The organism is Telluria sp. ZT3P26 (assembly GCF_059686035.1).
The window spans coordinates 1,247,887-1,274,328 of sequence record NZ_JCASII010000001.1; the positions used below are offsets into that span (position 1 = coordinate 1,247,887).

At 65.7% G+C, this 26,442-nt stretch carries 23 protein-coding genes; 18 read left to right on the plus strand and 5 right to left on the minus strand.

Going from position 1 to position 26,442, the window contains the following annotated elements; all coding sequences use genetic code 11:
• Window positions 1–105: 105 nt before the first annotated feature.
• Window positions 106–876: an SIMPL domain-containing protein gene (locus AC56LN_RS05490; protein ID WP_499570312.1), complete on the plus strand. Its 771-nt coding sequence runs from the start codon at window positions 106–108 to the stop codon at window positions 874–876.
• A gap of 38 nt (window positions 877–914) precedes the next feature.
• Here AC56LN_RS05490 and AC56LN_RS05495 read toward each other — a convergent pair whose 3' ends face one another.
• Window positions 915–1,889 (minus strand): IS1595 family transposase, encoded by a 975-nt coding sequence (locus AC56LN_RS05495; protein WP_499570313.1) that lies wholly within the window; start codon window positions 1,887–1,889, stop codon window positions 915–917.
• Window positions 1,890–2,093: 204 nt separating this feature from the next.
• Here AC56LN_RS05495 and pssA point away from each other — a divergent pair, with 204 nt between their 5' ends.
• Both pssA and AC56LN_RS05505 read left to right on the plus strand, forming a co-directional pair.
• Window positions 2,094–2,960: a CDP-diacylglycerol--serine O-phosphatidyltransferase gene (gene pssA / locus AC56LN_RS05500; RefSeq protein ID WP_499570314.1), complete on the plus strand. Its 867-nt coding sequence runs from the start codon at window positions 2,094–2,096 to the stop codon at window positions 2,958–2,960.
• 19 nt (window positions 2,961–2,979) lie between these two features.
• Entirely contained in the window at window positions 2,980–3,870 is an 891-nt protein-coding gene (locus tag AC56LN_RS05505; protein ID WP_499570315.1) for an alpha/beta hydrolase, read from the plus strand.
• Window positions 3,871–3,889: 19 nt separating this feature from the next.
• On the opposite strand, the gene bamE is transcribed toward AC56LN_RS05505, so the two are convergent.
• Entirely contained in the window at window positions 3,890–4,381 is a 492-nt protein-coding gene (gene bamE / locus AC56LN_RS05510) for an outer membrane protein assembly factor BamE domain-containing protein (protein ID WP_482900235.1), read from the minus strand.
• A gap of 163 nt (window positions 4,382–4,544) precedes the next feature.
• Between bamE and rpsO the strand changes: the two genes are divergently transcribed.
• The 4 genes from rpsO (at window position 4,545) to AC56LN_RS05530 (ending at window position 10,579) form a co-directional block, all read left to right on the plus strand.
• Window positions 4,545–4,814: a 30S ribosomal protein S15 gene (gene rpsO, locus AC56LN_RS05515; protein ID WP_183555352.1), complete on the plus strand. Its 270-nt coding sequence runs from the start codon at window positions 4,545–4,547 to the stop codon at window positions 4,812–4,814.
• 178 nt (window positions 4,815–4,992) lie between these two features.
• Window positions 4,993–7,095, plus strand: coding sequence for a polyribonucleotide nucleotidyltransferase (gene pnp, locus AC56LN_RS05520; RefSeq protein WP_332531003.1), 2,103 nt, complete (start codon window positions 4,993–4,995; stop codon window positions 7,093–7,095).
• Window positions 7,096–7,276: 181 nt separating this feature from the next.
• Window positions 7,277–8,470: a DUF1444 domain-containing protein gene (locus AC56LN_RS05525; RefSeq protein WP_499570316.1), complete on the plus strand. Its 1,194-nt coding sequence runs from the start codon at window positions 7,277–7,279 to the stop codon at window positions 8,468–8,470.
• A gap of 252 nt (window positions 8,471–8,722) precedes the next feature.
• The gene (locus AC56LN_RS05530) at window positions 8,723–10,579 is read left to right on the plus strand and encodes an ABC transporter ATP-binding protein/permease (protein ID WP_499570317.1); all 1,857 of its coding nucleotides are present in this window, start codon (window positions 8,723–8,725) and stop codon (window positions 10,577–10,579) included.
• A 16-nt stretch (window positions 10,580–10,595) separates the two neighbouring features.
• Here the strand turns inward: AC56LN_RS05530 and AC56LN_RS05535 are convergent, their stop codons facing one another.
• Entirely contained in the window at window positions 10,596–11,426 is an 831-nt protein-coding gene (locus tag AC56LN_RS05535; protein WP_499570318.1) for an SDR family oxidoreductase, read from the minus strand.
• A 100-nt stretch (window positions 11,427–11,526) separates the two neighbouring features.
• Between AC56LN_RS05535 and AC56LN_RS05540 the strand changes: the two genes are divergently transcribed.
• From AC56LN_RS05540 to AC56LN_RS05590, 11 genes are all read left to right on the plus strand, one after another.
• Complete coding sequence (locus tag AC56LN_RS05540) at window positions 11,527–12,471, plus strand: LysR family transcriptional regulator (RefSeq protein WP_499570319.1); 945 nt, start codon at window positions 11,527–11,529, stop codon at window positions 12,469–12,471.
• Window positions 12,472–12,504: 33 nt separating this feature from the next.
• Entirely contained in the window at window positions 12,505–12,861 is a 357-nt protein-coding gene (locus AC56LN_RS05545; RefSeq protein WP_482899498.1) for a cation efflux protein, CzcI family, read from the plus strand.
• An 82-nt stretch (window positions 12,862–12,943) separates the two neighbouring features.
• Complete coding sequence (locus AC56LN_RS05550; protein ID WP_499570321.1) at window positions 12,944–14,224, plus strand: TolC family protein; 1,281 nt, start codon at window positions 12,944–12,946, stop codon at window positions 14,222–14,224.
• Window positions 14,221–15,402, plus strand: a complete 1,182-nt coding sequence (locus AC56LN_RS05555; RefSeq protein WP_499570322.1) for an efflux RND transporter periplasmic adaptor subunit — start codon at window positions 14,221–14,223, stop codon at window positions 15,400–15,402. The genes AC56LN_RS05550 and AC56LN_RS05555 overlap by 4 nt, the downstream gene beginning before the upstream one ends.
• Complete coding sequence (locus AC56LN_RS05560) at window positions 15,392–18,568, plus strand: efflux RND transporter permease subunit (protein WP_499570324.1); 3,177 nt, start codon at window positions 15,392–15,394, stop codon at window positions 18,566–18,568. Before AC56LN_RS05555 ends, AC56LN_RS05560 begins: the two co-directional genes overlap by 11 nt.
• Before the next feature lie 128 nt (window positions 18,569–18,696).
• On the plus strand, window positions 18,697–19,563 hold the full coding sequence (locus tag AC56LN_RS05565; RefSeq protein ID WP_482899494.1) for an STAS domain-containing protein: 867 nt from the start codon (window positions 18,697–18,699) through the stop codon (window positions 19,561–19,563).
• Window positions 19,564–19,573: 10 nt separating this feature from the next.
• Window positions 19,574–19,930, plus strand: a complete 357-nt coding sequence (locus AC56LN_RS05570; protein ID WP_183555342.1) for an STAS domain-containing protein — start codon at window positions 19,574–19,576, stop codon at window positions 19,928–19,930.
• Window positions 19,930–20,397 carry an anti-sigma regulatory factor gene (locus tag AC56LN_RS05575; protein ID WP_499570325.1) on the plus strand — a complete coding sequence of 156 codons (468 nt, stop codon included), beginning with the start codon at window positions 19,930–19,932 and terminating at the stop codon, window positions 20,395–20,397. Before AC56LN_RS05570 ends, AC56LN_RS05575 begins: the two co-directional genes overlap by 1 nt.
• Window positions 20,385–21,413, plus strand: coding sequence for an ATP-binding SpoIIE family protein phosphatase (locus AC56LN_RS05580; RefSeq protein WP_499570326.1), 1,029 nt, complete (start codon window positions 20,385–20,387; stop codon window positions 21,411–21,413). Before AC56LN_RS05575 ends, AC56LN_RS05580 begins: the two co-directional genes overlap by 13 nt.
• Entirely contained in the window at window positions 21,410–22,786 is a 1,377-nt protein-coding gene (locus AC56LN_RS05585) for an ATP-binding protein (protein ID WP_499570328.1), read from the plus strand. Before AC56LN_RS05580 ends, AC56LN_RS05585 begins: the two co-directional genes overlap by 4 nt.
• Window positions 22,783–24,678, plus strand: coding sequence for an ATP-binding response regulator (locus AC56LN_RS05590; protein ID WP_499570329.1), 1,896 nt, complete (start codon window positions 22,783–22,785; stop codon window positions 24,676–24,678). Before AC56LN_RS05585 ends, AC56LN_RS05590 begins: the two co-directional genes overlap by 4 nt.
• A 7-nt stretch (window positions 24,679–24,685) precedes the next feature.
• Here AC56LN_RS05590 and modC read toward each other — a convergent pair whose 3' ends face one another.
• Window positions 24,686–25,762, minus strand: coding sequence for a molybdenum ABC transporter ATP-binding protein (gene modC, locus AC56LN_RS05595; RefSeq protein WP_499570330.1), 1,077 nt, complete (start codon window positions 25,760–25,762; stop codon window positions 24,686–24,688).
• A complete protein-coding gene (modB, locus tag AC56LN_RS05600; RefSeq protein ID WP_499570331.1) occupies window positions 25,759–26,442 on the minus strand; it encodes a molybdate ABC transporter permease subunit in 684 nt (227 codons plus the stop codon). The genes modC and modB overlap by 4 nt, the downstream gene beginning before the upstream one ends.

Here is a 26,442-nt window from a genome sequence, read left to right on the forward strand (position 1 = left end):
AAGCTACTCATTTGCAACTGTCCATTACAAATTACCGATGTTTTCCCTGTGCACGGTATCGTATAACTACGCCGGACATACGTCGCAACCCACAGGAGAACAAGAATGGCATTCACCAAATCCCTCGTCGCCGCTGCGCTCGTGCTGGCCTTCAGCGCTGCCCAGGCGCAGACCGCGTCGTCCGCTGCAACCACCGGCACCATGGTCGTGGTCCCTGCCTTCGGCGAAGTCAAGCACGCCAATGACGAAGCGACGATCACCTTCGCTGTCGAAGAGCACGACAAGGACAAGAACGCCGCCGCCGACCGCGTCAACCGCAAGATGAAAGAGGGCACCGAGATCGTGCGCCGCGCCGATCCGAAAGCCGAACTGAAAACGCAGGGCTATTACACCTATCCTGTCTATCCTGAAGTCCAGCCACAGCCGGTCGGCCGCGTGGTCGCGCCGGTCAAGCCGGTGCCAATCGCCTGGCGCGTCGGCCAGTACCTGGAAGTCAAGACCACGAACCTGGCCGCGCTGCCGAAAACGGCCGCCGCCGCGCAGAAGGTCCTGCAGATCAATAACATCAACTTTGGCCTGACCCCGGCGACCGAGAAGCGCCTGGACGACCAGCGCATCGCTGCCACGTACCAGAACCTGAATGAGCGCATTGTGTCGATCGCCAAGGCGATGGGCCGCCAGCCAGGTGACGCCGTGCTTGATACGGTCGATTTCGAAGGTTCGGGCAATTACGCGGGCGATGCCCAGGGTGCGCCGGCCATGATGATGCGCTCGAGCGCCAAGCGCGAGATGGATGACGGCGTCGCCGAACCAAGCTTCGAGCCAGGCGAAACCACGCTGCAAATGCGCCTGGTGGGCAAGGTCAAGTTCAAGTAATCGCGCCATCCGGCACGGTCGTGTTCAAGCAGGCGCAGTCAGCGTTGTCTATTGATGACGCCGATTGCGATGCAAAACAATTGTTCTGCGGAACTGACCCGCCCGCCATCCAGGGCCCAGCGCCATCCCAGGTAGTTGGGCAGGTAGCGCGATGCCACCCCGCGAAAGCCCAGTAGCCAGGCCTTGAAGCGCCCGTGGTACGCGTTCACGTTCTGTACGTGAATGGCGCGGCTATCCGAATGCCTGACGCGCACGCCTGCACGCAGATTGACCGTTTCGTGCGCAATCCGATGCTTGCGTGCAAAGGCCCGGTACGCAGCGTGGCTGTCGCTGACCAGGAGCGCCTGCGGATCGAGTCTGGGCAGCAAATCGCGTTCGAGCTGCGCGGCGATCAGTGCGCCACGGCCAGTGACGGCATCGATGGTGCGGCCATTGCGGTCGCGCGCCACCAGGATGCAATCGAGATGGCGGGAAATGCCACGTTTGGGGGCGCGGCCGCCCCGTCGGCGTGGCGGGCGGTCGAGCGTGCGTGATCCTTTTTGCGATTCGAGCAGGAATGTCTCATCGGCCTCCACGATGCCGTTGAGCGTTGTCGGCCGGTCGAGCTTGACCCAATCGAGAAATCGGTGGCGCCACCGGAAGGCGGTATTGCGGTGCACGCCGACCCGGTCTGCCCCCTTGCGCACGGACAGTGAATCGAGCAGCACCTGCGAGTAAGCGAGCCATTTGGCCTTGTGTCTGAGCCGTGCCAGTGGCGTACCGCTCAGGTCGTTGAACGTGCGGCCACAGGCGCAGCAGCGAAAGCGCTGCAGGTCGTTGGCGAATCCGTGTCGATTGCAGTGTTGGTTGCCACAGCTGGGGCAGCAGCGCGCTGGCGCTCTGGCCTGCGCAATGAGTGCGACCACCTGGTCAAGGCCCGCTGCGGGATGCAGGGCGTCGAGCACTTGCCGGCGCTGTGGCTGATTCAGCGCTGACAACTTGGCAAACCAGTTCTTGAAACGAGGCGCTTTCATGAGTCACTCCTGACGCTGCGGACAGGCGTTGGACCACGAAACCGCTCATCAGTTCATGGCTCGGCTCTATTTAACGTTGACTGCGCCTTCAAGTAGGCGCCATGCAATTGCCAGCTGGGTTAGCGTAGTGTTTCGCTAACACGGGTCGCGCCTCTATAATGGCTGCGAACGGTCGCTCGGCGGCTCACTTGAATACGATTGCTTATGCCAACTTTTCCACGAAGAAGAAAGCCAGGGACCCAGCCCAACGGTCCACGATTCTCCCGCCTGAAAAAGCGTTTCGCGCCCCGTACGCAAGCACGGGCGGCCGGTGAGCGGAGCCGCGGCATCTACCTGCTGCCGAATGCCTTCACCACGGCGGCGCTGTTCTGCGGCTTCTACGCCATTGTCATGGCGATGAACCAGCGTTTCGACCAGGCGTGCTGGGCCGTGTTCATCGCGATGATCCTCGACGGCCTGGACGGACGCATCGCGCGCCTGACCAATACCCAGTCCGAATTCGGCGCCCAGTACGACAGCCTGGCCGACATGGTCTCGTTCGGCGCTGCGCCGGCGCTGGTGATGTACGAATGGTCTCTCAACGGCCTTGGCAAGCTCGGCTGGGTCGCGGCCTTCATCTACTGCGCTTGCGCCGCTTTGCGCCTGGCGCGCTTCAATACCAATATCGAAGTCGTCGACAAGCGCTTCTTCCAGGGCTTGCCCAGCCCGGCTGCAGCTGCGCTCGTGATCGGCTTCATCATGATGATGATCGATCCCGATATCAGCGTCATCCCGCGCAAGGTCGAGTGGGTGTCGTGGTGCATCACGGTCTTCGCCGGCCTGACGATGGTCTCGAACGTGCCGTTCTACAGCTTCAAGGACATCAACTTCCGCAAGTCGGTGCCGTTCATCGCGGTGTTCCTGATTGCACTGGTGCTGGCACTGCTGGCAATCGATCCGCCCAAAGTGCTGTGGCCGATCTTCGTGATCTACGGCCTGTCGGGTTACGCCGTGTACGTATGGCAGCGTGCCAAGGGCAAGCGGGTCAGCATCATCCCGCTTGACGACGCCGACGACGATCTCCACCGCTGACCAACGGCCGCCCGCAACCATGAGAACTCCTTATTTCGCGGCCTGCGCCGCTGCTGTTCTGGTCCTGTCAGGTCTGCTTGCCGCCTGCTCGCCGCTGTCGCTGGTCAACGCGGTCTCGCCGAGCGGCGCCACGCGCACGGTGGCCTCGGCCGCCTACGGCACCAATCCACGTCACGTACTCGACATCTACCGGCCCGAAAACTGGACCGGCCCCGCGCCCGTCATCGTGTTCTACTACGGCGGCAACTGGGTCAACGGAGAGCGGGGCGACTATGCATTCGTCGGCCGTGCGCTGGCGGCGCGTGGTTTCGTCGTGGTCATTCCCGACTATCGACTGTATCCGCAGGTGCGCTATCCGGACTTCCTGACCGACAGCGCCGAAGCGCTGGCCTGGACGTCGCGCCGCATCAAGGCCTATGGCGGCGATCCGAAGCGCATCTATGCGATGGGCCACAGCGCCGGCGCCTACAATGCCGCGATGCTGGCGCTCGATCCCCGCTGGCTGCGCGCGCAGGGCACGGCGCCGAGCATCCTGCGTGGCTGGATCGGCATGGCCGGCCCGTACAACTTCCTGCCCGTGGAAAATGAAACGACGCGCCCGGTGTTCCTGTACCCGAATACGCCGCGCGATTCGCAACCGATCAACCACGTGACGGTCAATGCGCCGCCCGCGCTCCTGATCGCGGCGCGCAACGATTCGACGGTCGACCCGGAGCGCAACACGGGCGCGCTGGCCGACCGGATGCGCGCGACGGGCGTGCCGGTGCGCGAGGTCAGCTTCACCGGCGTGAACCACGTCACGCTGCTCGCAACGCTGTCGAGCTCGCTGCGCCGCCTGGCGCCGTCGCTCGACGCGATCGAAGACTTCGTGCACAGCGACGGCGGGCGCAAGCTGCCGCCCGCGCGCTAGCCGCTTCACACGGCAGCCCCTACCAGGGGCTGCGCTCCCTTGGCTCGTACATCGGGTCCGGCCCGTTCATCATCTGGCGCACGACACCTTGCTCGTCGAAGTGGACGTGCATCATCGAGTTCCAGACGCCCGCCTCCTTGTAGCGGTACGACCAGACCTCGTAGTTCTGCATCGCCACGCGCGAGCGTTCGGCAGGACGGCCAATCGTGCGCAACACCTGCTCCTTGGTGGCCTGGTCCACCTTGAGCGTGGCGAAGGTTTCACCGGTCAGCACCTGCTCGTAGGCCGTCAGCCGGCCATCGGGCCCCAGGCGTGCCATCCACGTGTACTGGCCCATCGGCCCCGTCGCGTACTCGAGCGAGCGCGCCGCGCCATCCGGATCGACATAGATGGACGTCGGCTTGCCGAGCTTGGCCTGGACCGCATCGGCCGTTTCGCCCGGCAGCGGGGCAGGGCGCGTGGCGCATGCCGCCAGCAGCAGCGCGGCGGCCAGCGTTGTTATTTTCATCATTGGGTGCATTATTTTGTCCTTTACTTGGCGGCAAGGCGGGCAAACGCTGGTGGGCACCCGCGATTTGCACTATACTTGCCGGTCTGTCCGAATCCGGGCAGGCATTCAATCAATCACGGTGCGCTGGGTTGCGACTCTTGCACCGCATGTGAAAGGTAACATCATGACCGTAGAAACTCTGAACAAAGCCGCGATTATCGCGGACAACGCACGCGGCGAAAAAGACACCGGTTCGCCAGAAGTGCAAGTTGCACTGCTGACCGCACGCATCAACGACCTGAACGGCCACTTCAAGGCCCACCAGAAAGATCACCACTCGCGTCGTGGTCTGATCATGATGGTCAACCGTCGTAAGAGCCTGCTGTCGTACCTGAAGAACAAGGATCTGAACCGTTACCGCGACCTGATCGCCAAACTGGGCCTGCGTAAGTAATTCGTTTGCGCCAGACGGTTTAAGTCTGAAGATGCCTGCGCCAGTTCTCTGTCGCGGGCATTTTTCGTTTTTGCGCGGTTTGTTTGTTGTTGCAAGGCTGCTCCGCTCCTGAGCGGCCCGTGGTGAGAGGTGAACGACAGCACCTGAAAATCTGTCGGCAAAATGAAAGGGATACCCCATGTTTAACAAAGTTACGAAAACCTTCCAGTACGGTCAACACACTGTCACCCTGGAGACGGGTGAAATCGCGCGCCAGGCAAGCGGCGCCGTCGTGGTGTCGGTCGAAGATACCGTCGTGCTGGCAACCGTGGTCGCACGCAAGGATGCCAAGCCGGGCCAGGACTTCTTCCCGCTGACCGTCGACTACCTCGAGAAAACGTATGCTGCGGGTAAAATCCCGGGCGGTTTCTTCAAGCGCGAAGGCCGTCCTTCCGAAAAAGAAACGCTCACCTCGCGCCTGATCGACCGTCCAATCCGTCCGCTGTTCCCGGAAGGCTACCTGAACGAAGTCCAGGTCATCATCCACGTGCTGTCGGTCAACCCTGAAATCGATCCGGACATCCCTGCGATGATCGGCGCTTCGGCCGCCCTGTGCATCGCCGGTATCCCGTTCAGCGGCCCGATCGGCGCCGCGCGCGTCGGCTACGCGAATGGCCAGTACATCCTGAACCCGACCACCACCGAGCTGAAGACTTCGCAGATGGATCTGGTCGTGGCCGGTACCGAAACCGCCGTCCTGATGGTCGAGTCGGAAGCCAAGCAACTGTCCGAAGAAATCATGCTGGGCGCCGTCGTGTTCGGCCATGACCAGATGAAAGTCGTGATCGATGCGATCCACGACCTGGTCGCCGAAGGCGGCAAGCCGGAAGTCGAATGGGCGCCGGCGCCAAAGAACGAAGAGCTGATCGCCCGTATCGGCGAACTGGCCGGCGCGAAAGTGCGCGATGCGTACCAGACCCGCGAAAAATCGGCGCGTCAGCAAAAGCTGAAGTCGCTGTCGTCCGAAGTGATGGCTGACCTGAACGCCGCTGGCGTGACGGCAGATGCTGGCGACGTCGGCAACATCCTGTTCGACATGGAAGCCAAGGTCGTGCGTTCGCAGATCCTCGAAGGCGAGCCACGCATCGACGGCCGCGACACCCGCACCGTGCGTCCGATCTCGATCCGTTCGAGCGTGCTGCCACGCACCCACGGCTCGGCCCTGTTCACCCGCGGTGAAACGCAGGCGCTGGTCGTTGCCACGCTGGGCACCGCCCGCGACAGCCAGAAGATCGATGCGCTGATGGGCGAGTACACCGATTCGTTCATGATGCACTACAACATGCCTCCGTTCGCCACCGGCGAAACCGGCCGCGTCGGTACGCCAAAGCGCCGCGAAGTCGGCCACGGCCGTCTGGCCAAGCGCGCGCTGATCGCTGCGCTGCCGGATCCGGAAGACTTCAGCTACTCGGTGCGCCTGGTCTCGGAAATCACCGAGTCGAACGGTTCGTCGTCGATGGCGTCGGTCTGCGGCGGCTGCCTGGCACTGATGGACGCCGGCGTGCCGATGAAATCGCACGTGGCCGGTATCGCCATGGGCCTGATCAAGGAAGGCGGCAAGTTCGCCGTGCTGTCGGACATTCTGGGTGATGAAGATCACCTGGGCGACATGGACTTCAAGGTGGCCGGTACCGCAGCAGGCATCACCGCGCTGCAGATGGACATCAAGATCCAGGGCATCACCAAGGAAATCATGCAGGTGGCACTGGCGCAAGCCAAAGAAGGCCGTCACCACATCCTGGGCGAAATGCAGAAGGCCATGCCAACCGTGAAGACCGAGCTGTCGGACTTCGCGCCACGCCTGATCACCATCCGCATCAACCCAGAAAAGATCCGTGACGTCATCGGCAAGGGCGGCGCTGTCATCCGCGCGCTGACCGAAGAGACCGGCACCCAGATCGACATCAGCGACGAAGGCGTGGTCACGATCGCGTCGGTCGACGCTGCCGCCGGCCAGGAAGCCAAGCGCCGCATCGAAGAGCTGACCGCATCGGTCGAAGTGGGCAAGACCTACGACGGCACCGTGCTGAAACTGCTGGACTTCGGTGCGATCGTGCAAGTCATGCCAGGCAAGGATGGCCTGCTGCACATCTCGCAGATCGCCAACGAGCGTGTCAACGCTGTTGCCGACTACCTGAAAGAAGGCCAGCAAGTGCGCGTCAAGGTCCTCGAGACCGACGAGCGTGGTCGTCTGAAGCTGTCGATGAAGGCAGCTGATCCGGTCGAAGGCGCAGCGGTGTAATCACCCTGCAATGTGAAAAAACCGCCAGTGCGTGAGCCTGGCGGTTTTTTTACGCCGGTGTGCATGAAAAAAAGCGGGCGTAGCCGCTTCGTGACGCATCGGATCGATACCCTATGCAAGGCGATTCGACGCCGGCAATCGGGTACGCTACATTCGTGGATCACCACGATCAAGGCGCGCCATGCTGACACTCTTCCAGTTCAAGCCATCCCTGAAAAAGTTCGCCCAGGCGCTGATGGCGCATGCGCAGCGCAACAGCTTTGCCCATCCGATGCACTTTGACGCGGACCGGGCCCGCATCCTCACCGGTGCAAACGGTGACCAGATCGTCAATCTCGCCAACCTCTACAAACAATACCGTGATGCTGCGCGCGCTGACCGGCCGCGCGTTCTCGAGATGTGCATGGCCATCTTGCGCGACACCTCGCTTCCGCAGACCTTCGAGGAGGTCAGGGCCAAACTGCTGCCGGCTGTTCGGGCGCGCTCGTACGCCGAGTCGGTCCGTCTGTCGGCGCGTCTTGCGGGAACGGCATTGCCCGGCACGTCCGCGGCAGCACTTGGCGACGATGTCGTGACCGTGATTGCCGTCGATGACGCCGATTCGATGAGCATCGTGACGGCAGCGCAGCTCGATACATGGGGAGTGTCGTTCGACGAGGCATTGGACGCGGCGCTCGATAATCTGCGTGCCATCCCGGGTGGCGGGTTCGCGCGCGGCCCCGATGGCGTGATGGTCGGCGACTGGAATGATGCCTATGACTCGTCGCGCCTGCTGCTGCCGGACGTGGTCCACCGCGCCGGCATCGGCGACCCGGTCGCGATGATTCCCACGCGCGACAGCATCTTGCTGGCCCCGGCCGGGGATCGCCGTGCGTTACTGGCCATGCTTGCCATGGCCGACACTGCCAGGAAAGAGCAGGGCCGTACGGTATCGGCAGCGATGTACCATTTCCGGAACCGCAGCGCACAACCCTATACGCCTGACGACGAGGAGGTGGCACGCGGCCTGGCCCAATTGCGCCAGCGCTATCTGGCCGAAGACTATGCGGACCAGAAAACACTGCTGGACGATCTGCATGACAAACATGACATCGACTTCATTGTCGCGAGCTTCATGCTGGTACAAGACAACCATGCGCGCGAGGAATTCAGCCTCTGTACCTGGTCAGAGGGTGTCGATGCGCTTCTGCCCAAATCAGACAGGATCGCCCTGGTACGCTTCAATGAGCAGGGAGAGGCGCAGCGTGCCGGCATGTATGACTGGGACACGGTGAGCGCGGTGGCGGGGCACCTGATGACGCCGGAGCCCGACACCTACCCGATCCGCTACCGTGTGAGGCAGTTTCCTGACCTGACCCTGCTGAAAGTGCATTGACGGCATGCCCTTCAACTGGCTGGCCCCCTTTGATGTTGCTTCGACTAAGGATTCCATCAAGATAGTGTCGTTATGTCTGTTTCCGCACGGATTACTTGCAGACGCGACCGTATGCTGCGTACGTGAGCTGGGTAAATACAGTTCGCAGGTTTGCCGACATCGCAGCCCATCGCTGCCGATGCCAGCACGAATCAACGTACCACCGGACGCGTTTTCGTGGTCGGACGCGCCGGGAACAGGCATTGCAGAATCATGACGGACCATACACAGACGCTTAACGAGGGAACGCCGCGCGACATTCCTGGCAACACGAAGAAAAAGCGCAGAGGCCCGCCCTTGTCGGTGGCGGCATGGAAACAGTTCGTCAGCGTCGCCAAGCCGTACTGGCTGGGCGATGAGCGCAAGCGGGCCTGGCTGCTACTGGCACTGCTGATCGTGCTGATGCTGGTGGAAACCAAGCTCGCCGTGATGCTCAATGACCAGGCCGGCGAGCTGACCTCGGCGCTGGCCGGCAAGGACCGCAACCGCTTCTGGGGCGCGGTCCAGGCTTGCCTGATCGTGCTGGCGTTCGCCGTGCCGATCTACGCGTTCTATTACTACATGCGCGACCTGTTCGCGAACAAGTGGCGCCGCTGGCTGACGCGGCGCTTTCTCGATGGGTACGTGGGCGGGCGCAAATACTACGAGCTGGGCTCGAACCAGGAAATCGACAACCCCGACCAGCGCATCTGCGAGGATGTCAACACGTTCACCGGCCGCTCGGTCCACTTCATGCTGATCTTCCTGGGCTCGCTGATGCAGCTGGTGGCCTTCAGCGCCGTGCTGTGGTCGATCTCGCACGTGCTGGTGGCCGTCCTGGTGGGTTATGCGCTGCTGGGCACGATCATCGCACTGGTCGTGTTTGGCAATCCGCTGATCCACCTGAACTTCTGGCAGTTGCGGCGCGAAGCGGATTTCCGTTTCAGCCTGATCCGGTTGCGCGAGAATGCCGAGTCGATTGCCTTCTATGGCGGCGAAGCGCAGGAGCGCGCGCACATCGACAGCAAGTTCAACAAGGTCATCCATAATTTTTCGCGCCTGATCAAGAAGCAGCGCGCACTGAACCTGTTTCAGCGCACCTTCAGCCAGCTCACGCTGGTGCTGCCGTTCGTGATCCTGGCCGATGCGGTCCTGTCGGGCGAGCTTGAGGTGGGACGCGCCGTGCAGGCAGCCGGCGCGTTCACGGCAGTGCTGGCGGCGGTGGGCGTCATCGTCGACAACTTCGAAAGCCTCAGCCGTTTCGTTGCCGGCATTGGCCGCCTGCAGACCTTATCGATGCATGTGATGCCCGAGCCGCCAAGCGCCAATCCGTGCGACACGCAGGCCCGCATCACACGTACGCCTGGCGACCACCTGGCACTCGAGTCGCTGACCGTGTGCCCGCCGCAGTCCGACCGCGTGCTGATCAAGGACCTGACGTTGTCATTGGAACCCGGCGACGCGTTGCTGATCAACGGCGACAGCGGCTGCGGCAAGAGCTCGCTGCTGCGCGCCATTGCCGGGCTGTGGCACAAGGGCAGCGGGGTGATCCATCATCCGCCACGCGAGGATTTCTTCTTCCTGCCACAGCAGCCATATCTGCAGCCGGGTACGCTGCGCAGCCAGCTCATTTATCCAAGCACCCGCACGTCGCTGAGCGACGAGCAGCTGACCGACATTCTCGAACAGGTCCACCTGCCGTACCTGGCCGGGCGCGTCGGGGGCCTGGACGCCGTACTGGACTGGGAAAAGCTGCTGTCGATCGGCGAGCAGCAGCGCCTGGCGTTCGGCCGTGTGCTGGTGCACGAGCCGGCCATCGTGATCCTGGACGAAGCTACCAGCGCGCTCGATAGTGCCAACGAATCGTCGCTGTACAAGCGCCTGCGCGACAAGGGCACGACGCTGGTCAGCGTCGCGCACCGCGCCGGCGTGCTGCGTCACCATACCCATGTGTTGTGGCTGACGGGCGACGGCGGCTGGGAAGTGCATGCGGCGGCCGATTATCAGTTCGATGTGCCGGTGCCTGCGCGCAGCAGCGCTCATGAAGCGCAGGCGGCAACCCAGCCGCGTGCAGGCGTGCTGGTGGATTAATCCGCCAAAGCGTTCTTCACGTTTCCAGGTCCGCGTTGACCGCGATGGCCTGTTGCGCCTCGAGTCTGGCCAACCGGTCCGTCAGCGCAGCATGGATCGACCGGTAGGCGGTCGAACCCAGTGCAATGCGGCGCGGCGCCGGCGACTGGTCGGCCGAATCGATCATGGACCGCACCATCTGCACCGGATCGCCACTCAATTTGAAACTGCCGTCGGCCAGCGCGCGCCGCACCGCGCCCGATGGCGTTGCGTCGTACGCGGCCATGGCCGGCGCCGTATCCAGGCCGGCGGCAAAATTGGTGGGCGTGGGCCCCGGCTCGGCCAGCGTGAATTCGATGCTGAACGGCGCTACCTCTTGCGCAACCGCTTCGACAAAGCCTTCAATCCCCCACTTGGTCGCGTGATACACGCTGAAGTTCGGGTAAGCGATCTGCCCGCCCTCGGATGACACCTGGATCACGCGGCCGCCGCCCTGCTTGCGCAGCCAGGGCAGGGCGCTGCGGATGAGCTGGATCGCGCCCAGCAGGTTGGTGTCGAGCTGGCGCCGCACCTGTGCGCCAGTGAGTTCTTCGGCCGCGCCGAACAGACCATACGCGGCATTGCTGACGATGACGTCGATCCGCCCCAGCTCGGTGAAGGCGCGGGCCAGCACGGCATCGATCGCCGCATCGTCAGTGACGTCCAGCCGGGCCACCCATAACTGCTGCGGATAGCGCACCTGCAGGTCGGCCAGTGCCGACGGCGTACGCAGCGTGGCCGCGACGCGGTCGCCGCGCGCCAGCAGTTGTTCGGTCATGATGCGGCCAAAGCCGCTGGACGTGCCGGTGATGAACCAGGTGCGTTGCATGTTGTTCTCCTGTCGGGGTCAATGGAGCCACCACGATAGCGAACTAATCTGCTGCTATCATCGGATGAATCTCGCATGCATTCGTGAAGGATTGCCAGCAATGTCCCAGCCCGACCTCGGTGATCTGCGCGCGTTTGTCGCCATTGCCAACCGCCGCAGCTTTCGCAAGGCGGCTGATGAACTGGGCGTATCGCCGTCGACGCTGAGCCACATGATGCGCGTGATGGAAGAAAAGCTTGGCGTGCGCCTGCTCAACCGCACCACGCGCAGCGTCGCACCGACCGAGGCGGGCGAGGGGTTCCTGCGCCGCATCGAGCCGGTCCTGCGCGAACTGGGCGCGGCCTGCGAAGACGTGAACGGTGTCGGCCAGCAGCCGGGCGGCCTTCTGCGCATCAACACGGCCGAGCCGACCGCGCACTGGCTGCTGCAACATGCAGTGCCCGTGTTCCAGGCGCGCTACCCGGCCGTTGCACTCGACCTGTTCGTCGACAACGGCCTGGTGGACATCGTCGCCGGCGGCTTCGATGCCGGCGTGCGCCTGGCCGAGGCGGTGCCGCAAGATATGCACATGGCGCGCTTCGGTGCGCCAGTGCGATTCATGCCGATGGCCTCGCCCGCCTACCTGAAGGTGCATGGCATGCCGGCCGTCCCGGACGACCTGCTGGGCCAACATTGCATCCGCATGCGCATGCAAAGCGGGAAGATCTACCGCTGGGAGTTCACGCGCCACGGCCAGGCGATGGCGCTCGACGTGCCGGGCACGCTGATCCTGAACCAGGTCGGCCTGATGGTCGACGCGGCGCTGGCCGGGCAGGGCATCGCCTATGTACCCGACACCAGCGCGCGCGACCATCTGGCGGCCGGCCGTCTGGTGCCCCTGCTGCAAGACTGGTGTGCACCGTCGAGCGAGCTGGCGTTGTACTATCCCGGACACCGCCACGTGCCTGCCGCACTGCGCGCCTTCATCGACGTGCTGCAGGAAGTATTCCGGCCCGAAGCGGGCCAAAAACGGGACGCCGGCCGCCGGGCTGTCGATAGTGCTTGACCCTCCAGCGGCTACAGGGTATTTAATACACCAATGCGCCGTCTTTTCCTCATCCTGCTGCTGTTCGCCATGCCTTTCCAGGCCGCCTGGGCGGCGGGTGCTGCCTATTGCACGCACAATGAAAAGACCATGCACCCGGGCCACCACACCCACAAGCATGCATCGTCGACCGCATCGTCGTCCACGGCCGCAAGCCAGGACGACGCCAGCCCGGCCGACCCCTGCAACGACTGCGACGCCTGCCACCACCTGTCGGCCAGCGCAGTCCTGTCGTCGCAACCCAATCTGCCCCTGCCCAAGGGGGCGCCGCACCTGCGCGGCGAAACACGGCGCTACGTCTCGCACGTGCCCGATCTGATCCCGCCACCCGACCGCCTGCTGCGCATCTAGCGCGGCGAACCTCCATCGCCGGCCCGCCACGCGCGGCCGCCCGATTGCCTTCGCCGGACATTCACCCGTTCGGAGCACCATCATGAAATACCGTTTGACACCGCCGCTGGCGGCGTTCGCTGTTGCGTGCGCGCTGGCATCTTCTGGCCTGCCGCTTGCCGCCCACGCTGCGCCCATGGCCGCCGCCGTGGCCGCCCCCCTGCAGCCCTTGACGCTCGACGCCGCCATCGCGCTGGCCCTGCGTTTGAACCCGACGCTGCGCGCGGCCGGCCAGGAAGTCGCCGCGCAACAAGGCGCACAGGCCCAGGCCGGGGCGCGGCCCAATCCCGAACTCGAGCTGCTGCGTGAAGGCGAGCGCAGTGACAACCGCACGCTCACGGCGCTCCTGACCATTCCGGTGGAGCTGGGCGGCAAGCGCGCTGCGCGCATCGATGCAGCGCGCCAGGAAGGCCAGCTGGCGGCACTGGCGCTGAACGCCGAGCAGGCGCGCGTGCGCGCCGACGTGATTGCCGCGTTCCACGATGTCGTGGCCGCCCTGGCGCGCGAACGCATGGCGCAGGAACTGGTCAGCCTCGCGGGGCGGGCACTGGATGCTGCCGGCAAGCGGGTCGATGCCGGCACCTTGTCGCCCGTCGAGCAGACCCGCGCCCGCGTGGCGCAGGGCAGCGCCCGCATCGAGGCGCTGCAGGCCGGGCGCGTGCTGGACACGGCGCGGATCCAGCTCGCGGCGCTGTGGGCCGGCGACGCGCGCGGGCTCGAGGTCGTCGAACCGGCCACCGTCACGCTGCCGGCGCTGCCGCCACTGGACCGGTTGCTGGCGCAACTGGACGCCGCGCCCGGCATGCGCCAGGCCAGGGCGAACCTCGAGCACAGGCAGGCGCTGGCCCGGCTCGAACAGGCGCGCCGCACGCCAGATGTCAGCGTGATCGTCGGTGCCCAGCGCGAAGGGCAAGATGCCCGCAACAGGACTGTGCTGGGCCTGTCGGTGCCGCTGCCGCTGTTCAATCGCAACGACGGCGCCGTCCTCGATGCGCTGCGCCGTGTCGACAAGGCGCAGGACGAACAGGCAGCGCAAGGCGCGCGCCTGCGCGCCGAACTGGGTCAGGCCCATGCGCGCCTGGCGACAGCGCTGGCCGAATGCGCGCTCATCGCCGGCGAGATCCTGCCCGGCGCGCAGGATGCGCAGCGTGCCGCCAGCCGCGGTTTCGAGCTCGGCAAGTTTGGCCTGATCGACGTGCTCGATGCCCAGCGCGTGCTGGCGCAGTCCACCTACCAATACCTCAATGCCGTCGCCGAGAGCCATCGCGCGCAGGCCGATATCGCACGCCTGCTTGGACAAGCAGCCGTGCAGGAGAACCCATGAACAAGCAGCAAACCCGCATCATCGTCATCATGCTGGCCATCGCGCTGGCACTTGCCGCCTTTGTCATGCTGCGCGACCGCGCGCAGCCGGCAGGCGACGGGCATGATGACCACGCCGAACAGGCCGAAGAAAAAGAAACCGCGCACGCCGACGACGGGGTCATCCACTTCACACCGAACCAGATCACGGTGGCCGCCATCACGCTCGCGGCGGCCGGTCCGAAGCACCTGGACACCTTCATCCGCATGCCGGGCCAGATCGCGCTGAACGAAGACCGCACCGCCCACGTCACGCCGCGCGCAGCCGGCTCGGTGCGCGACGTCAGCGCCGACCTGGGCCAGCAGGTACGCAAGGATCAGATCCTTGCCAGCATTGCCAGCGCCGACATCGCCGGCCAGCGCGGTGCGCTGACGGCGGCGCAGAAACGCGTCGACTATGCGCGCAGGAATGTGGCGACCGAGCGCACGCTGTGGGAAGAAAAGATCACGGCGCGCCAGGATCTGCTGAAAGCCGAGCAGGAACTGACCGAGGCCGAAGTCGCGCGCGACACCGTGCGCCAGCAGTTGCAGGCGCTGGGCGCAGGCGGTAGCGGCGGCTCGAACCTGCTCGCCATCCGCGCGCCGTTCGACGGCATCATCGTCGAAAAGCACATCACGCTGGGCGAGGTGGTGGGCGCCGATACGCGCGTGTTCACGCTGACCGACCTGTCGACCGTGTGGGCCGACGTGGTGGTGCCGGCGCGCGACCTGGACATCGTGCGCGTCGGCACGACCGCGGTGATCCGGTCGATTGCCTCGGATACGACGGCGCCCGGCAAGGTGAGTTTCGTCAGTTCGCTGGTGGGCGAGGCGTCACGCTCGGCCAAGGCACGCGTGGTGCTGGCCAACCCGGGCGCCGCCTGGCGGCCTGGCCTGGCCGTGAATGTCGACATCGTGACCGGTTCGAGCGACGTGCCGGTGGCCGTGGCGCGCGAAGCGATCCAGACTGTCGATACACGGCAGGTGGTCTACAAGCGCGTCAAGGAAGGCTTCATTGCGCAGCCGGTCAGCACCGGCCGCGCGGATGCACGCTTCATCGAGATCACGGCCGGCCTGAATCCGGGCGACACCTACGCTGCCAGCGGCAGCTTCACGATCAAGGCCGAACAGGGCAAGGGCGAGGCCAGCCATGAACACTGACCTGCACCCCACCACCTGGTTCGACCGCCTCATCACGCTCAGTATCGAGCGGCGCTGGCTCGTGCTGCTGGCCGTGCTGGCGATGGCCGCCATCGGCATCTACAATTATGGCCGCCTGCCGATCGATGCCGTCCCCGACGTGACCAACGTCCAGGTGCAGATCAACACGGCCGCGCCGGGCTACTCGCCGCTCGAGGTCGAGCAGCGCATCACCTACCCGGTCGAAGCGGTGCTGGCCGGCCTGCCGCACCTGGAAACCTACCGCTCGCTGTCGCGCTATGGCCTGTCGCAGGTGACGGTGGTGTTCGACGAGGGCACCGACATCCACTTCGCGCGCCAGCTCGTGAGCCAGCGCCTGCAGGACGCGCGCGAGAACCTGCCGGCCGGCGTGGTGCCGGCACTGGGGCCGATCGCCACGGGCCTGAGTGAAATCTACCAGTGGACCGTCGAGAGCGAGCCGGGGGCGAAGAAGCCCGATGGCACGCCCTACACGCCGACCGACCTGCGCGAGATCCAGGACTGGATCATCAAGCCGCAACTGCGCACGGTGCCGGGCGTCACCGACATCAACTCCATCGGCGGCTTCGACAAGGAATACCTGGTGGCCCCGAATACGGCGACGCTGTCGTCGTACGGGCTGGAACTGATCGACATCGTGCGCGCGCTCGAGCGCAACAACAGCAATGTCGGCGCCGGCTACATCGAGCGCGAAGGCGAGCAGTACCTGGTGCGCGCGCCGGGCCAGGCCGCGTCGATCGACGACATCGGCAATATCGTCGTCACCAGCGTCAATGGCATTCCGGTGCGGGTGCGTGACGTCGCCGAAGTGGGCATCGGGCGTGAATTGCGCACCGGCGCGGCCACGGAGAACGGCGTCGAGGTGGTGCTGGGCACCGTCGTCATGCTCATCGGCGAGAACAGCCGCAAGGTGGCGCAGGCGGTCGATGCGCGCATGCTCGAGATCAACCGCAGCCTGCCCAAGGGCGTCAAGGCGGTCACCGTGTACGACCGCACGGTGCTGGTCGAAAAGGCGATTGCCACCGTGCGCAAGAACCTCATCGAAGGTGCGATCCTCGTCATCGCCGTGCTGTTTTTCTTCCTCGGGAACCTGCGCGCGGCGCTCTTGACCGCGCTGGTGATTCCGCTGGCGATGCTGTTTACGTTCTCCGGCATGGTGGCCGGCGGCGTCAGCGCCAACCTGCTCAGCCTGGGCGCGCTGGACTTTGGCATCATCGTCGACGGCGCCGTCGTCATTGTCGAAAACTGCGTGCGCCGGCTGGCCGGCGCCCAGCACCGGCTCGGGCGCCTCCTGAGCCGCGAAGAGCGCTTTGCCGAAGTCTTCGCCGCTGCGCGCGAAGCCAGGCGGCCCCTGATCTACGGGCAGTTGATCATCATGATCGTGTATCTGCCGATCTTTGCGCTGACCGGCATCGAGGGCAAGATGTTCCACCCGATGGCGTTCACGGTGGTGTTCGCGCTGCTGGGTGCAATGATCCTGTCGGTGACATTCGTGCCGGCCGCCGTGGCGCTGTTCATCGGCCGCAAGGTCGCCGAAAAGGACAGCCGCGTCATGCTGGCCGCGCGCCGCTGGTATGCGCCGGCGCTCGACTATGCGCTGGCCAACCGCGCGGTGGTGATGGTGTTTGCCGGCCTGGTGATCGCTCTGGCGGTGCTGATGGCCACGCGCCTGGGCCTGGAGTTCGCACCGAATCTCGACGAAGGCGACATGGCCGTGCTGACGGTGCGCGTGCCGGGCACCAGCCTGACCCAGTCGGTCAGGATGCAGCAGCAGATCGAGACGACCCTGATGCGCGAGGTGCCCGAGATCGCGCGCGTGTTCGCCCGCATCGGCACGGCCGAAATCGCGTCCGACCCGATGCCGCCCAGCGTGGCCGACAGCTACATCATCTTCAAGCCCGAATCCACGTGGCCAAAACCGAAGCGCTCGCGCGCCGCCGTGCAGGAGGCGATCCGCACGGCGCTCGAACGCCTGCCCGGCAACAGCTATGAGTTCAGCCAGCCGATCCAGCTGCGCGTGAACGAACTGATTTCGGGCGTGCGCAGCGACGTCGCCGTCAAGCTGTTTGGCGACGACCTGGCGGTGCTGGAAGCGACTGCGGGCCAGATCGCCGCCAGCCTGCGCACGGTCGCCGGCGCGGCCGAGGTCCAGGTCGAGGCCACGTCCGGCCTGCCGATCCTGCAGATCCGGGTCGACCGCGAGCGCGCCGCGCGCATGGGCCTGAACATCGGCGACGTGCAGGAAATGATCGCCACGGCCACTGCCGGGCGCGTGGCCGGCACGCTGTTCGAGGGCGACCGCCGCTTCGACATCGTCGTGCGCCTGCCGGAAGACAGGCGTTCCGATATCGACGCGCTGCGCCGGTTGCCGGTGGCCTTGCCCGGCACGAAGGAGGGCGGGCACAGCTTCATCACGCTGGGCGAAATCGCCACCTTCGACGTCGCGCCCGGCCCGAACCAGCTCAGTCGCGAAGAAGGCAAGCGCCGCGTGGTCATCACCGCCAACGTGCGCGGGCGCGACATCGGCTCGTTCGTCGCGGCAGCGCAGGCGCGCATCGCGCAGGATGTCCGCATCGCGCCCGGCTACTGGACAGCCTGGGGCGGCCAGTTCGAGCACCTGACGACGGCCGCCGAGCGCCTGCGCCTGATCGTGCCGGCCTCGCTGCTGCTCGTGTTCGTGCTGCTGTACCTCGTTTTCAACAACCTGCGCGACGGCCTGCTCGTGTTCACCGGGATCCCGTTCGCGCTGGCCGGCGGCGTCGCGGCGCTGTGGGCGCGCGGCATTCCGTTGTCGATGTCGGCGGCGGTGGGTTTCATCGCGTTGTCCGGTGTGGCGGTGCTCAATGGCCTGGTGCTGATTGCGTTCATCCGCAGCCTGCGCGAGGAGGGGATGGCACTGCCGGAGGCGGTACGCGATGGCGCGCTGGCGCGCCTGCGCCCGGTGCTGATGACGGCGCTGGTCGCTTCGCTCGGCTTCGTGCCGATGGCGCTGGCGACGGGCACCGGCGCCGAGGTCCAGCGACCGCTCGCCACGGTGGTCATCGGCGGGGTCCTGTCGTCGACCGTGCTGACCCTGTTGCTGCTGCCGGTGCTGTATGAATGGGCCCATCGCGCAGGTGTGCGCGGGGTGCGCAAAAATATCCTCTAGTCAACAGAACAATGCCAATTGTCTAGATTGAAAATGGTATAGTTGGATACTTGACAGCACCTTTGCCAAATCAGTCCAAGCTTGACGAAACAATGTGCTGAGCCACCTACTATTTGAGGACACGACAGATGAGCATGAACGATTATGCGGACCGGATCAGCCAGGCGATTCTTGCAGAAGAATCAGGGATTGGCGCAGAATGGCTTGCCCAGCTGGAATCGATCACGGTGCGCAGCAGCGGCGCGGCGCGCGAGCAGTTGCGCGCGCATTGCCAGCAGCTGCTGAAGGCGTTCGCTGTCGCGACCCGCAGCGGTGAACTCGAAAACATCGAGCACCGCTCGTGGGACGAAGTGCGCGACCTGCTCAGCGAAATCTCGGCTACCCGCGCCAAGGCCGGCTCCACCCCGGCCGAGACGGCCACGCTCGTGTTCTCGCTCAAGCAGCCGCTGTTCGCGCGCCTGCGCGACGCGTTCGAGACCGATGCCGATGGCCTGGCGACGGCATCCTGGACCGTCAACACGCTGATCGACAAGCTGGGCTTGTTTACGATTGAAGTGTTCCAGAAAACGAAGGACCAGATCATCGTGCGCCAGCAGCAGGAGCTGCTCGAGCTGTCCACGCCCGTGGTCAAGCTGTGGAACGGCATCCTGGCGCTGCCGCTGATCGGCACGCTCGATTCGGCCCGTACCCAGGTGGTGATGGAAAACATCCTGCAAAAGATCGTCGATACGGGCGCCATGATCGCCATCATCGACATCACCGGCGTGCCGACGGTCGACACGCTGGTCGCCCAGCACCTGATGAAAACGATCGCTGCGGCGCGCCTGATGGGCGCCGACTGCATCATCAGCGGCATCCGCCCGCAGATCGCGCAAACTATCGTGCACCTGGGCGTGAACCTGGAAGACGTGATCACCAAGGCCACGTTGGCCGATGCGTTCCTGGTCGCGCTCGAGCGCACCGGCGCGTCGATCATGATCAAGAACGCAGCCTGAGGCGATTGCTATGGAACGTATCCCGATCCTGCGCATGGGTGACCTGCTGCTCGTGACGATCCAGGTCGACATGCACGATCGCCTGGCGATGCAGCTGCAGGACGACCTGACCCAGCGCATCGTGAGCGACAGCGCCAAGGGCGTCCTGATCGACATCTCGGCGCTCGACCTGGTCGACTCGTTCATCGGCCGCATGATCAGCAACACCGCCGCCATGGCGCGCGTGCTCGATGCGCGCACCGTGGTGGTGGGCATGCAGCCGGCGGTCGCGATCACGCTGGTGGAGCTTGGCTTGACCCTGCATGGCGTGCAGACGGCGCTCAATGTCGAGAAGGGCATGGCGCTTCTCGGAAAGAGCTATCGATAATGGTCGACGCGCAAACCGAGACGGTGCTGTTCGAGACGCCGTTGCTGGAGCATCGCCGCGCGCAGCGCACCGGCCGCGTGACCTTGCGCCTGCGCTCGGACGAAGACGTGGTGGGCGTGCGCAAGCAGGTGCGCGAACGCGCGGTGGCGATCGGTCTCTCGCTGGTCGACCAGACCAAGCTGGTGACGGCGGCCAGTGAACTGGCACGCAATACCATCAAATACGGCGGCGGCGGCGAGGTGCATCTCGATGCCTTCGACGACGGCGCGCGCCCTGGCATCGGCCTGTTGTTCGTCGACGCCGGCCAGGGCATCCCGAACATCGAGAGCGCACTGCGTGACGGTTTCACCACCGGCGGCGGCCTGGGCCTCGGCCTGGGCGGCTCCAAGCGGCTGGTCGACGAATTCGACATCGACAGCCGTCCGAAGGAGGGCACTGCGGTGCTGATTATCAAATGGAAACGCTGATCAGTTCTCAGTCGTCGCACTTCGTTTTCAACCTCACCCATGCCAGCGATGTCGCGGCCGTGCGCCGCGCCGGCCAGAAGGTGGCCGACTCGCTGGGCTTCAATGAAGTCAAGGCCGGCCAGCTGGCCCTGATTATCACCGAAGCGGCCACCAATATCCTCAAGCACGCCGGCGACGGCGCCATGCATGTCGGTCCGGCGCAGTCGCCGGCCGGCATCGGCGTGGATGTCCTGGCGCTCGACAAGGGCCCCGGCATCGCTGACATCGACAACTGCCTGCTCGATGGCGTCTCGAGCGCCGGCACCGCCGGCACGGGCCTGGGCGCGCTGCTGCGCCTGTCCGATGAATTCGATGTGTACACGAAGCGCGGCGAGGGCGCCGCGTTCTTCATGCGCCTGTGGCGCGACGAACCGGCCCCGCACCCGCGCGGTGTCGAAGTGGGCGCGCTGTGGGCGCCGATCGCCGGCGAAGACGAATGCGGCGACGGCTGGGCCGTCTCGTGCGGCGACGACGGCGCCACGATCCTGGCCTGCGATGGCCTGGGCCACGGCCCGAATGCCGCAGCGGCCACGAACGCCGCGATCGATGCGCTGGCCGAGCGCGGCCCGGTCGGCGCCGGAGAGATGGTGCACGCGGCGCACGAGGCGCTGCGCGGCACGCGCGGCGCAGCGCTGGCGGCGGCGCGCATTGATTTCTACAACGACGAACTGACGTTTGCCGGTGTGGGCAATATCGCCGGCGTGGTGATCGACGACGACCGGCGCGCACTGGTCTCGCACAACGGCATCGTCGGCGCCAATATGCGCAAGGTGCAGGAGTTTTCGGTGCCGTTTCCGGCCGGCGCGCTGTGCATCCTGTGCTCGGACGGCATCCAGACCCAGTGGGACCTGCACAAGTATCCGGGTCTGCACGGCCGCGCACCGGCGCTGATCGCGGCGGTGCTGATGCGCGACTTCATTCGCGGGCGCGACGACGCGATGGTCGTCGTCGTGCGCCGGGCGGCGATCCTCGCATGACATCCCGGCGCATCCTCAGCGTTGGCCTGGACAGCGAGCAGGATGTGGTGCTGGTGCGCCAGCGTGCGCGCCAGATCTCGGCCCTGCTGGGACTCTCGCAGCAGGACCAGGTGCGGGTCGGCACGGCGGTATCCGAAGTGGCGCGCGGCGCCAGCTACCAGGGTCCCGGCGGGCGCGCCGTATTCCAGCTGTGCGAACGCGACGGGCGCCAGCATCTCGAAATCCTGATCAGCGCCGGGCAGCCCCGCAGCAGCGATGGCATCGACCCGGCGGGCCGCCAGATGGGGCCCGAGTCGCTGCGCGAACTGGCGATCATCACCGCCCATCGCCTGATGGACGCGTGCGAAGTCGATCCGGGCGAAACCGGCGCGACCAGGGTCACGGTGCGCAAGGCGCTGCCGGCGCACGAGCGCATCACGGCGCCGCGCCTGGCTGAAATCGGTGCGCGCCTGGCCGACAGCCCGGACGCCAATCCGGTGCACGAACTGCAGTTGCAGAACCAGGAGCTGCTCTCGACACTGGCCGAGCTGCGCGAGCGCCAGGAAGACCTGATCTCGCTCACGCGCGAACTGGAAGACACCAACCGCGGCATCGTGGCGCTGTACGCCGAGATCGAGGACAAGGCCGAACGCCTGCGCCGCGCCGACGAGATGAAATCGCGCTTCCTGTCCAACACGAGCCACGAATTGCGTACGCCACTGTCGTCGATCCGCGCGCTGGCCCAGTTGCTGCTCAACCGGATGGATGGCGACCTGACCGAAGAACAGGAGCGCCAGGTGAGCTTCATTGCCACCGCCGCCAACGACCTGTCGGAACTGGTGAATGACCTGCTCGACCTGGCCAAGATCGAGGCGGGACGGGTGCAGGTACAGGTCGAGCCGGTGGTGGTCGAGAACCTGTTCCGCGCGCTCAAGGGCATGTTGCGCCCGCTGGTGGACGAGGGCCGCGTCGAGCTGGTGTTCGAGCCGTCCGGCGTGCACGAGCCCCTGTATTCGGATGAAGGCAAGATTTCGCAGATCCTGCGCAACTTCATTTCGAACGCGCTGAAATTCACCGAGCAGGGGTCGGTGCTGGTGTTTGCCGCGCACGATCCCGAGGCGGACACGATCGCGTTTGCCGTGGCCGATACCGGCATCGGCATCAGCCACGAGAACCTGCAACTCATCTTCGAAGAATTCAGCCAGATCGAACATCCGCTGCAACGGCGCAGCAAGGGCACCGGGCTCGGCCTGCCCCTGTGCCGCAAGCTGGCCGAACTGCTCGGCGGGCGGGTCGATGTGGCCAGTACCGTCGGTGTCGGTTCGACCTTCACCCTGACCCTTCCGCGCAGCCTGGCGCCGACGTCACCAGCATTTGACCCCACAGGATCATGAACTCCCATCCGACCCAGATTCTCAACGTTGACGACAACGACGGCGCGCGCTACGCCAAGACCCGCATCCTGCAAAGCGCCGGCTTCGAGGTGCTGGAAGCGGCCAACGGCACCGACGCGCTGGAGATCGTGCGCAACACGTTGCCGGCGCTGGTGCTGCTCGACGTGAAGCTGCCCGACATCAACGGCATCGAAGTCTGCCGCCGCATCAAGGCCGAATCGGACAGCAGCACGGTGCTGGTGCTGCAGACGTCGGCCGCGCTGACCGGCCGCGCCGACAAGATCCGTGGCCTGGAAGGCGGCGCCGACAACTACCTGGCCGCGCCGATCGAGGCCGATGAACTGATCGCCAACGTCAACGCGCTGCTGCGCATGCGCCAGATCCAGGTCGACCTGCGCGACAGCGAAGAACGCTTCCGCCAGCTGACCGACAATATCGACGACGTGTTCTGGATGTTCTCGGTGCCGGCGCGCGAGGTGGTGTATGTCAGCCCGGCCTACGCCACCGTGTGGGGCCGCAGCGCCGAGGCGCTGGGCCAGCAGCCGGACGACTGGCTGGCCGCCGTGCACCAGGACGACCGCGCGCGCATGGCGGCGCGCTGGGAACGCGTGGCGTTCGAAGCGCACTACGACGACGAGTTCCGCATCGCCGGCGCCGACGGCCAGGTGCGCTGGGTGCGCGACCGCGTGTTTCCGGTGCGCGATGCGCGCGGCCAGGTGGTGCGGGTGGCGCGCGTGACCAGCGACATCACGGGCCGGCGCGAAATGGAAGCGCTGCTGCGCGCCGCCGACAGCAACAAGAACCAGTTCCTGGCGACGCTGGCGCATGAATTGCGCAATCCCCTGAGCCCGATCCGCAACGCGGCCGCGCTGCTGGGCGCCATCGGCGAAGGGTCGGCCGAGCGCCAGGCGCATGCGCGCGACGTGATCACGCGCCAGGTCGATCACCTGGCGCACCTGGTGGACGACCTGCTGGACGTGGCCCGCATCTCCGAGGGCAAGATCGTGCTGCGCAATGAAGAAGTCGACATCAATGGCGTGATCGCGCAAGCCATCGAGACCGCGGCGCCGCTGATCAACGCCCGCGGGCACAGCCTGAGCGTCGAACAGCCGGATCACCAGATCTGGGTCTCGGGCGACCCGGTGCGCCTGGCCCAGTCGGTCGGCAACCTGCTGCACAACGCCGCCAAGTTCACGCCGACCGGCGGCAAAATCCACCTGGCCGTGCACGTGACCGACAGTGCGCGCGTGTGCATTGCGGTGCGCGACAACGGCATCGGCATCGCCAGGGACAACCTGCCGCGCATCTTCGGCATGTTCACCCAGGTCGAGGTGCCGCCCGACCGCGCGCCGGAAGGCCTGGGCATTGGCCTGTCGCTGGTGTCGCACCTGCTCGAACTGCACGGCGGGCACCTGTCGGCCACCAGCGATGGCATCGGCCTTGGCAGCACGTTCATGGTCGACCTGCCGCTGCTGCATGTCGGCGCCGGCGAGAGCGATGTGGCCGCACCGCAGGCAGCTACCGAAGCGCAGAGCGGTGGCATGCGCGTGCTGCTGGTGGACGATAACGTCGATGCGATGGAGATGATGGGTTTCCTGCTGGCCGAGATGGGCTACGAGGCGCACACCACGGCCGACGCCAACGAGATCGAAGAGTTGGCCGCGCGCCACGATCCGCAGGTGATCGTGCTCGATATCGGCTTGCCGGGAGTGGATGGCTACCAGGTGGCGCGCCGCATCAAGAGCAATCCACAAATGGCGCACATCCGGCTGGTGGCGCATACCGGCTACGGCTCGCCGGAAGACCGGCGCCGCGCGCAGGAGGCCGGGTTCGATGCGCACCTGGTCAAGCCGGCCGAGTTGTCCGATCTGGAAGCGGCGTTGCGCGGGTAATCCAGGCTCAGGCCAGCAAGGCCACGGCCTTTACCTGTGCCCATACCGCGCAGCCCGGCGCGATCGCCAGTTCGCGCCGCGACCGCTCGGTGATCCGCGCCAGCAGCACCGTGTCACCGACCAGCAGCCGCACCAGCACCTGCCCGGGCGTGCCGCTCGGCCCCACCGCATCGACCTGCGCCGGCAGGATGTTCGTGATGCTGCTGCCACGCGGTCGTTCCAGCGCCAGGCTGACATCGCGCGCATGGATGCGGCAACGCACGCGGGTGCCGATCGCGACGTCACGCTGGCCCACCAGCAGCACGCCACCGGTAAACGCCAGGTGCGACAGGCCATCGGCGTCGTGCGCTTGCAATCGCGTTTCGATCATCACACCGGCGTCGTCCTGAAAATTTGCCGCCAGGTCCAGGCGCGCGAGCGTTGCGGCCAATGGGCCACTGGCCAGCACGCGGCCTTCTTCCAGCACCACCAGATGATCGGCCAGGCGCGCCACTTCGTCGGCCGCGTGACTGACATACACGACCGGCAGCGCCAGTTCGTCGTGCAGGCGTTCCAGGTAGGGCAGGATCTCGAGTTTGCGCCGCAGGTCGAGCGCGGCGAGCGGCTCGTCCATCAACAGCAGGCGCGGTGACGCGAGCAGCGTGCGCGCAATTGCAGCGCGCTGGCGCTCGCCGCCCGACAACGTGGCGGGGCTGGCATCGAGCAGGCGTTCGATGCCGAGCAGTTCGGCCACTGCCAGCAGGTCGAAGCGACGCTCGGCCGGTTTGAGGCGCTTGCGTCCGAATTCGAGATTGGCACGCACAGAGAGGTGCGGGAACAGGCTCGCTTCCTGGAACACGTAGCCGATACCGCGTTCGTGGGTCGGCACGAACACTTTGCGCGCATCGTCCTGCCATACTTCGTCTCCAAGCGTGACACGGGCCCCGGCCACGCGCTCGAGTCCCGCCAGCACGCGCAGCAGCGTGGTCTTGCCAGAGCCGGAATGGCCGAACAGCGCCGTCACGCCGCGTCCGGGCAGGGCCAGATCGACATCGAGATTGAACGCGCCGCGGTCGATCCGGCATGCCAGCGAGATGGGCGTCATCGCTGCGTCCCTCGCATCGACTGCGGATACAGCGTGTACAAGGTGAGCAGAACGACAAAACTGAACACCAGCATGCCGCCGGCCAGCCAGTGCGCCTGCGCGTATTCCATCGCTTCGACATGGTCGTAGATCTGCGTGGAGACGACGCGCGTCTTGTCCGGGATATTCCCGCCGATCATGAGCACGACGCCGAATTCGCCGATCGTGTGCGCAAAGCCCAGGATCGCGCCGGTCACGAAGCCCGGGCGCGCCAGCGGCACGACCACTGACCAGAAGGTGTCCCACGGCCCGGCGCGCAGCGTGGCGGCCACTTCGAGCGGGCGCTCACCGATGGCCTCGAAGGCATTCTGCAAGGGCTGCACGACAAACGGCAGCGAATAGAACACCGAGGCGATCACGAGGCCTGTGAAGGTGAAGGCAAGCGTACCGAGGCCCAGCGCGCCGGTCAGCTGCCCGAGCGGGCCGTTGGGCCCCATCGCCAGCAGCAGGTAAAAGCCGATCACGGTCGGCGGCAGCACGAGGGGCAGGGCGACGAGCGCGCCGACGACGCGCCTGGCGCGCGAGCGGGTGCGCGCGAGCCACCACGCCAGCGGTGTGCCGAACAGCAGCAGCAGCAGCGTGACGAGGGTCGCGAGCTTGAGCGTCAGCCAGATCGCGGCGAAGTCGGACGCGTCGAGCAT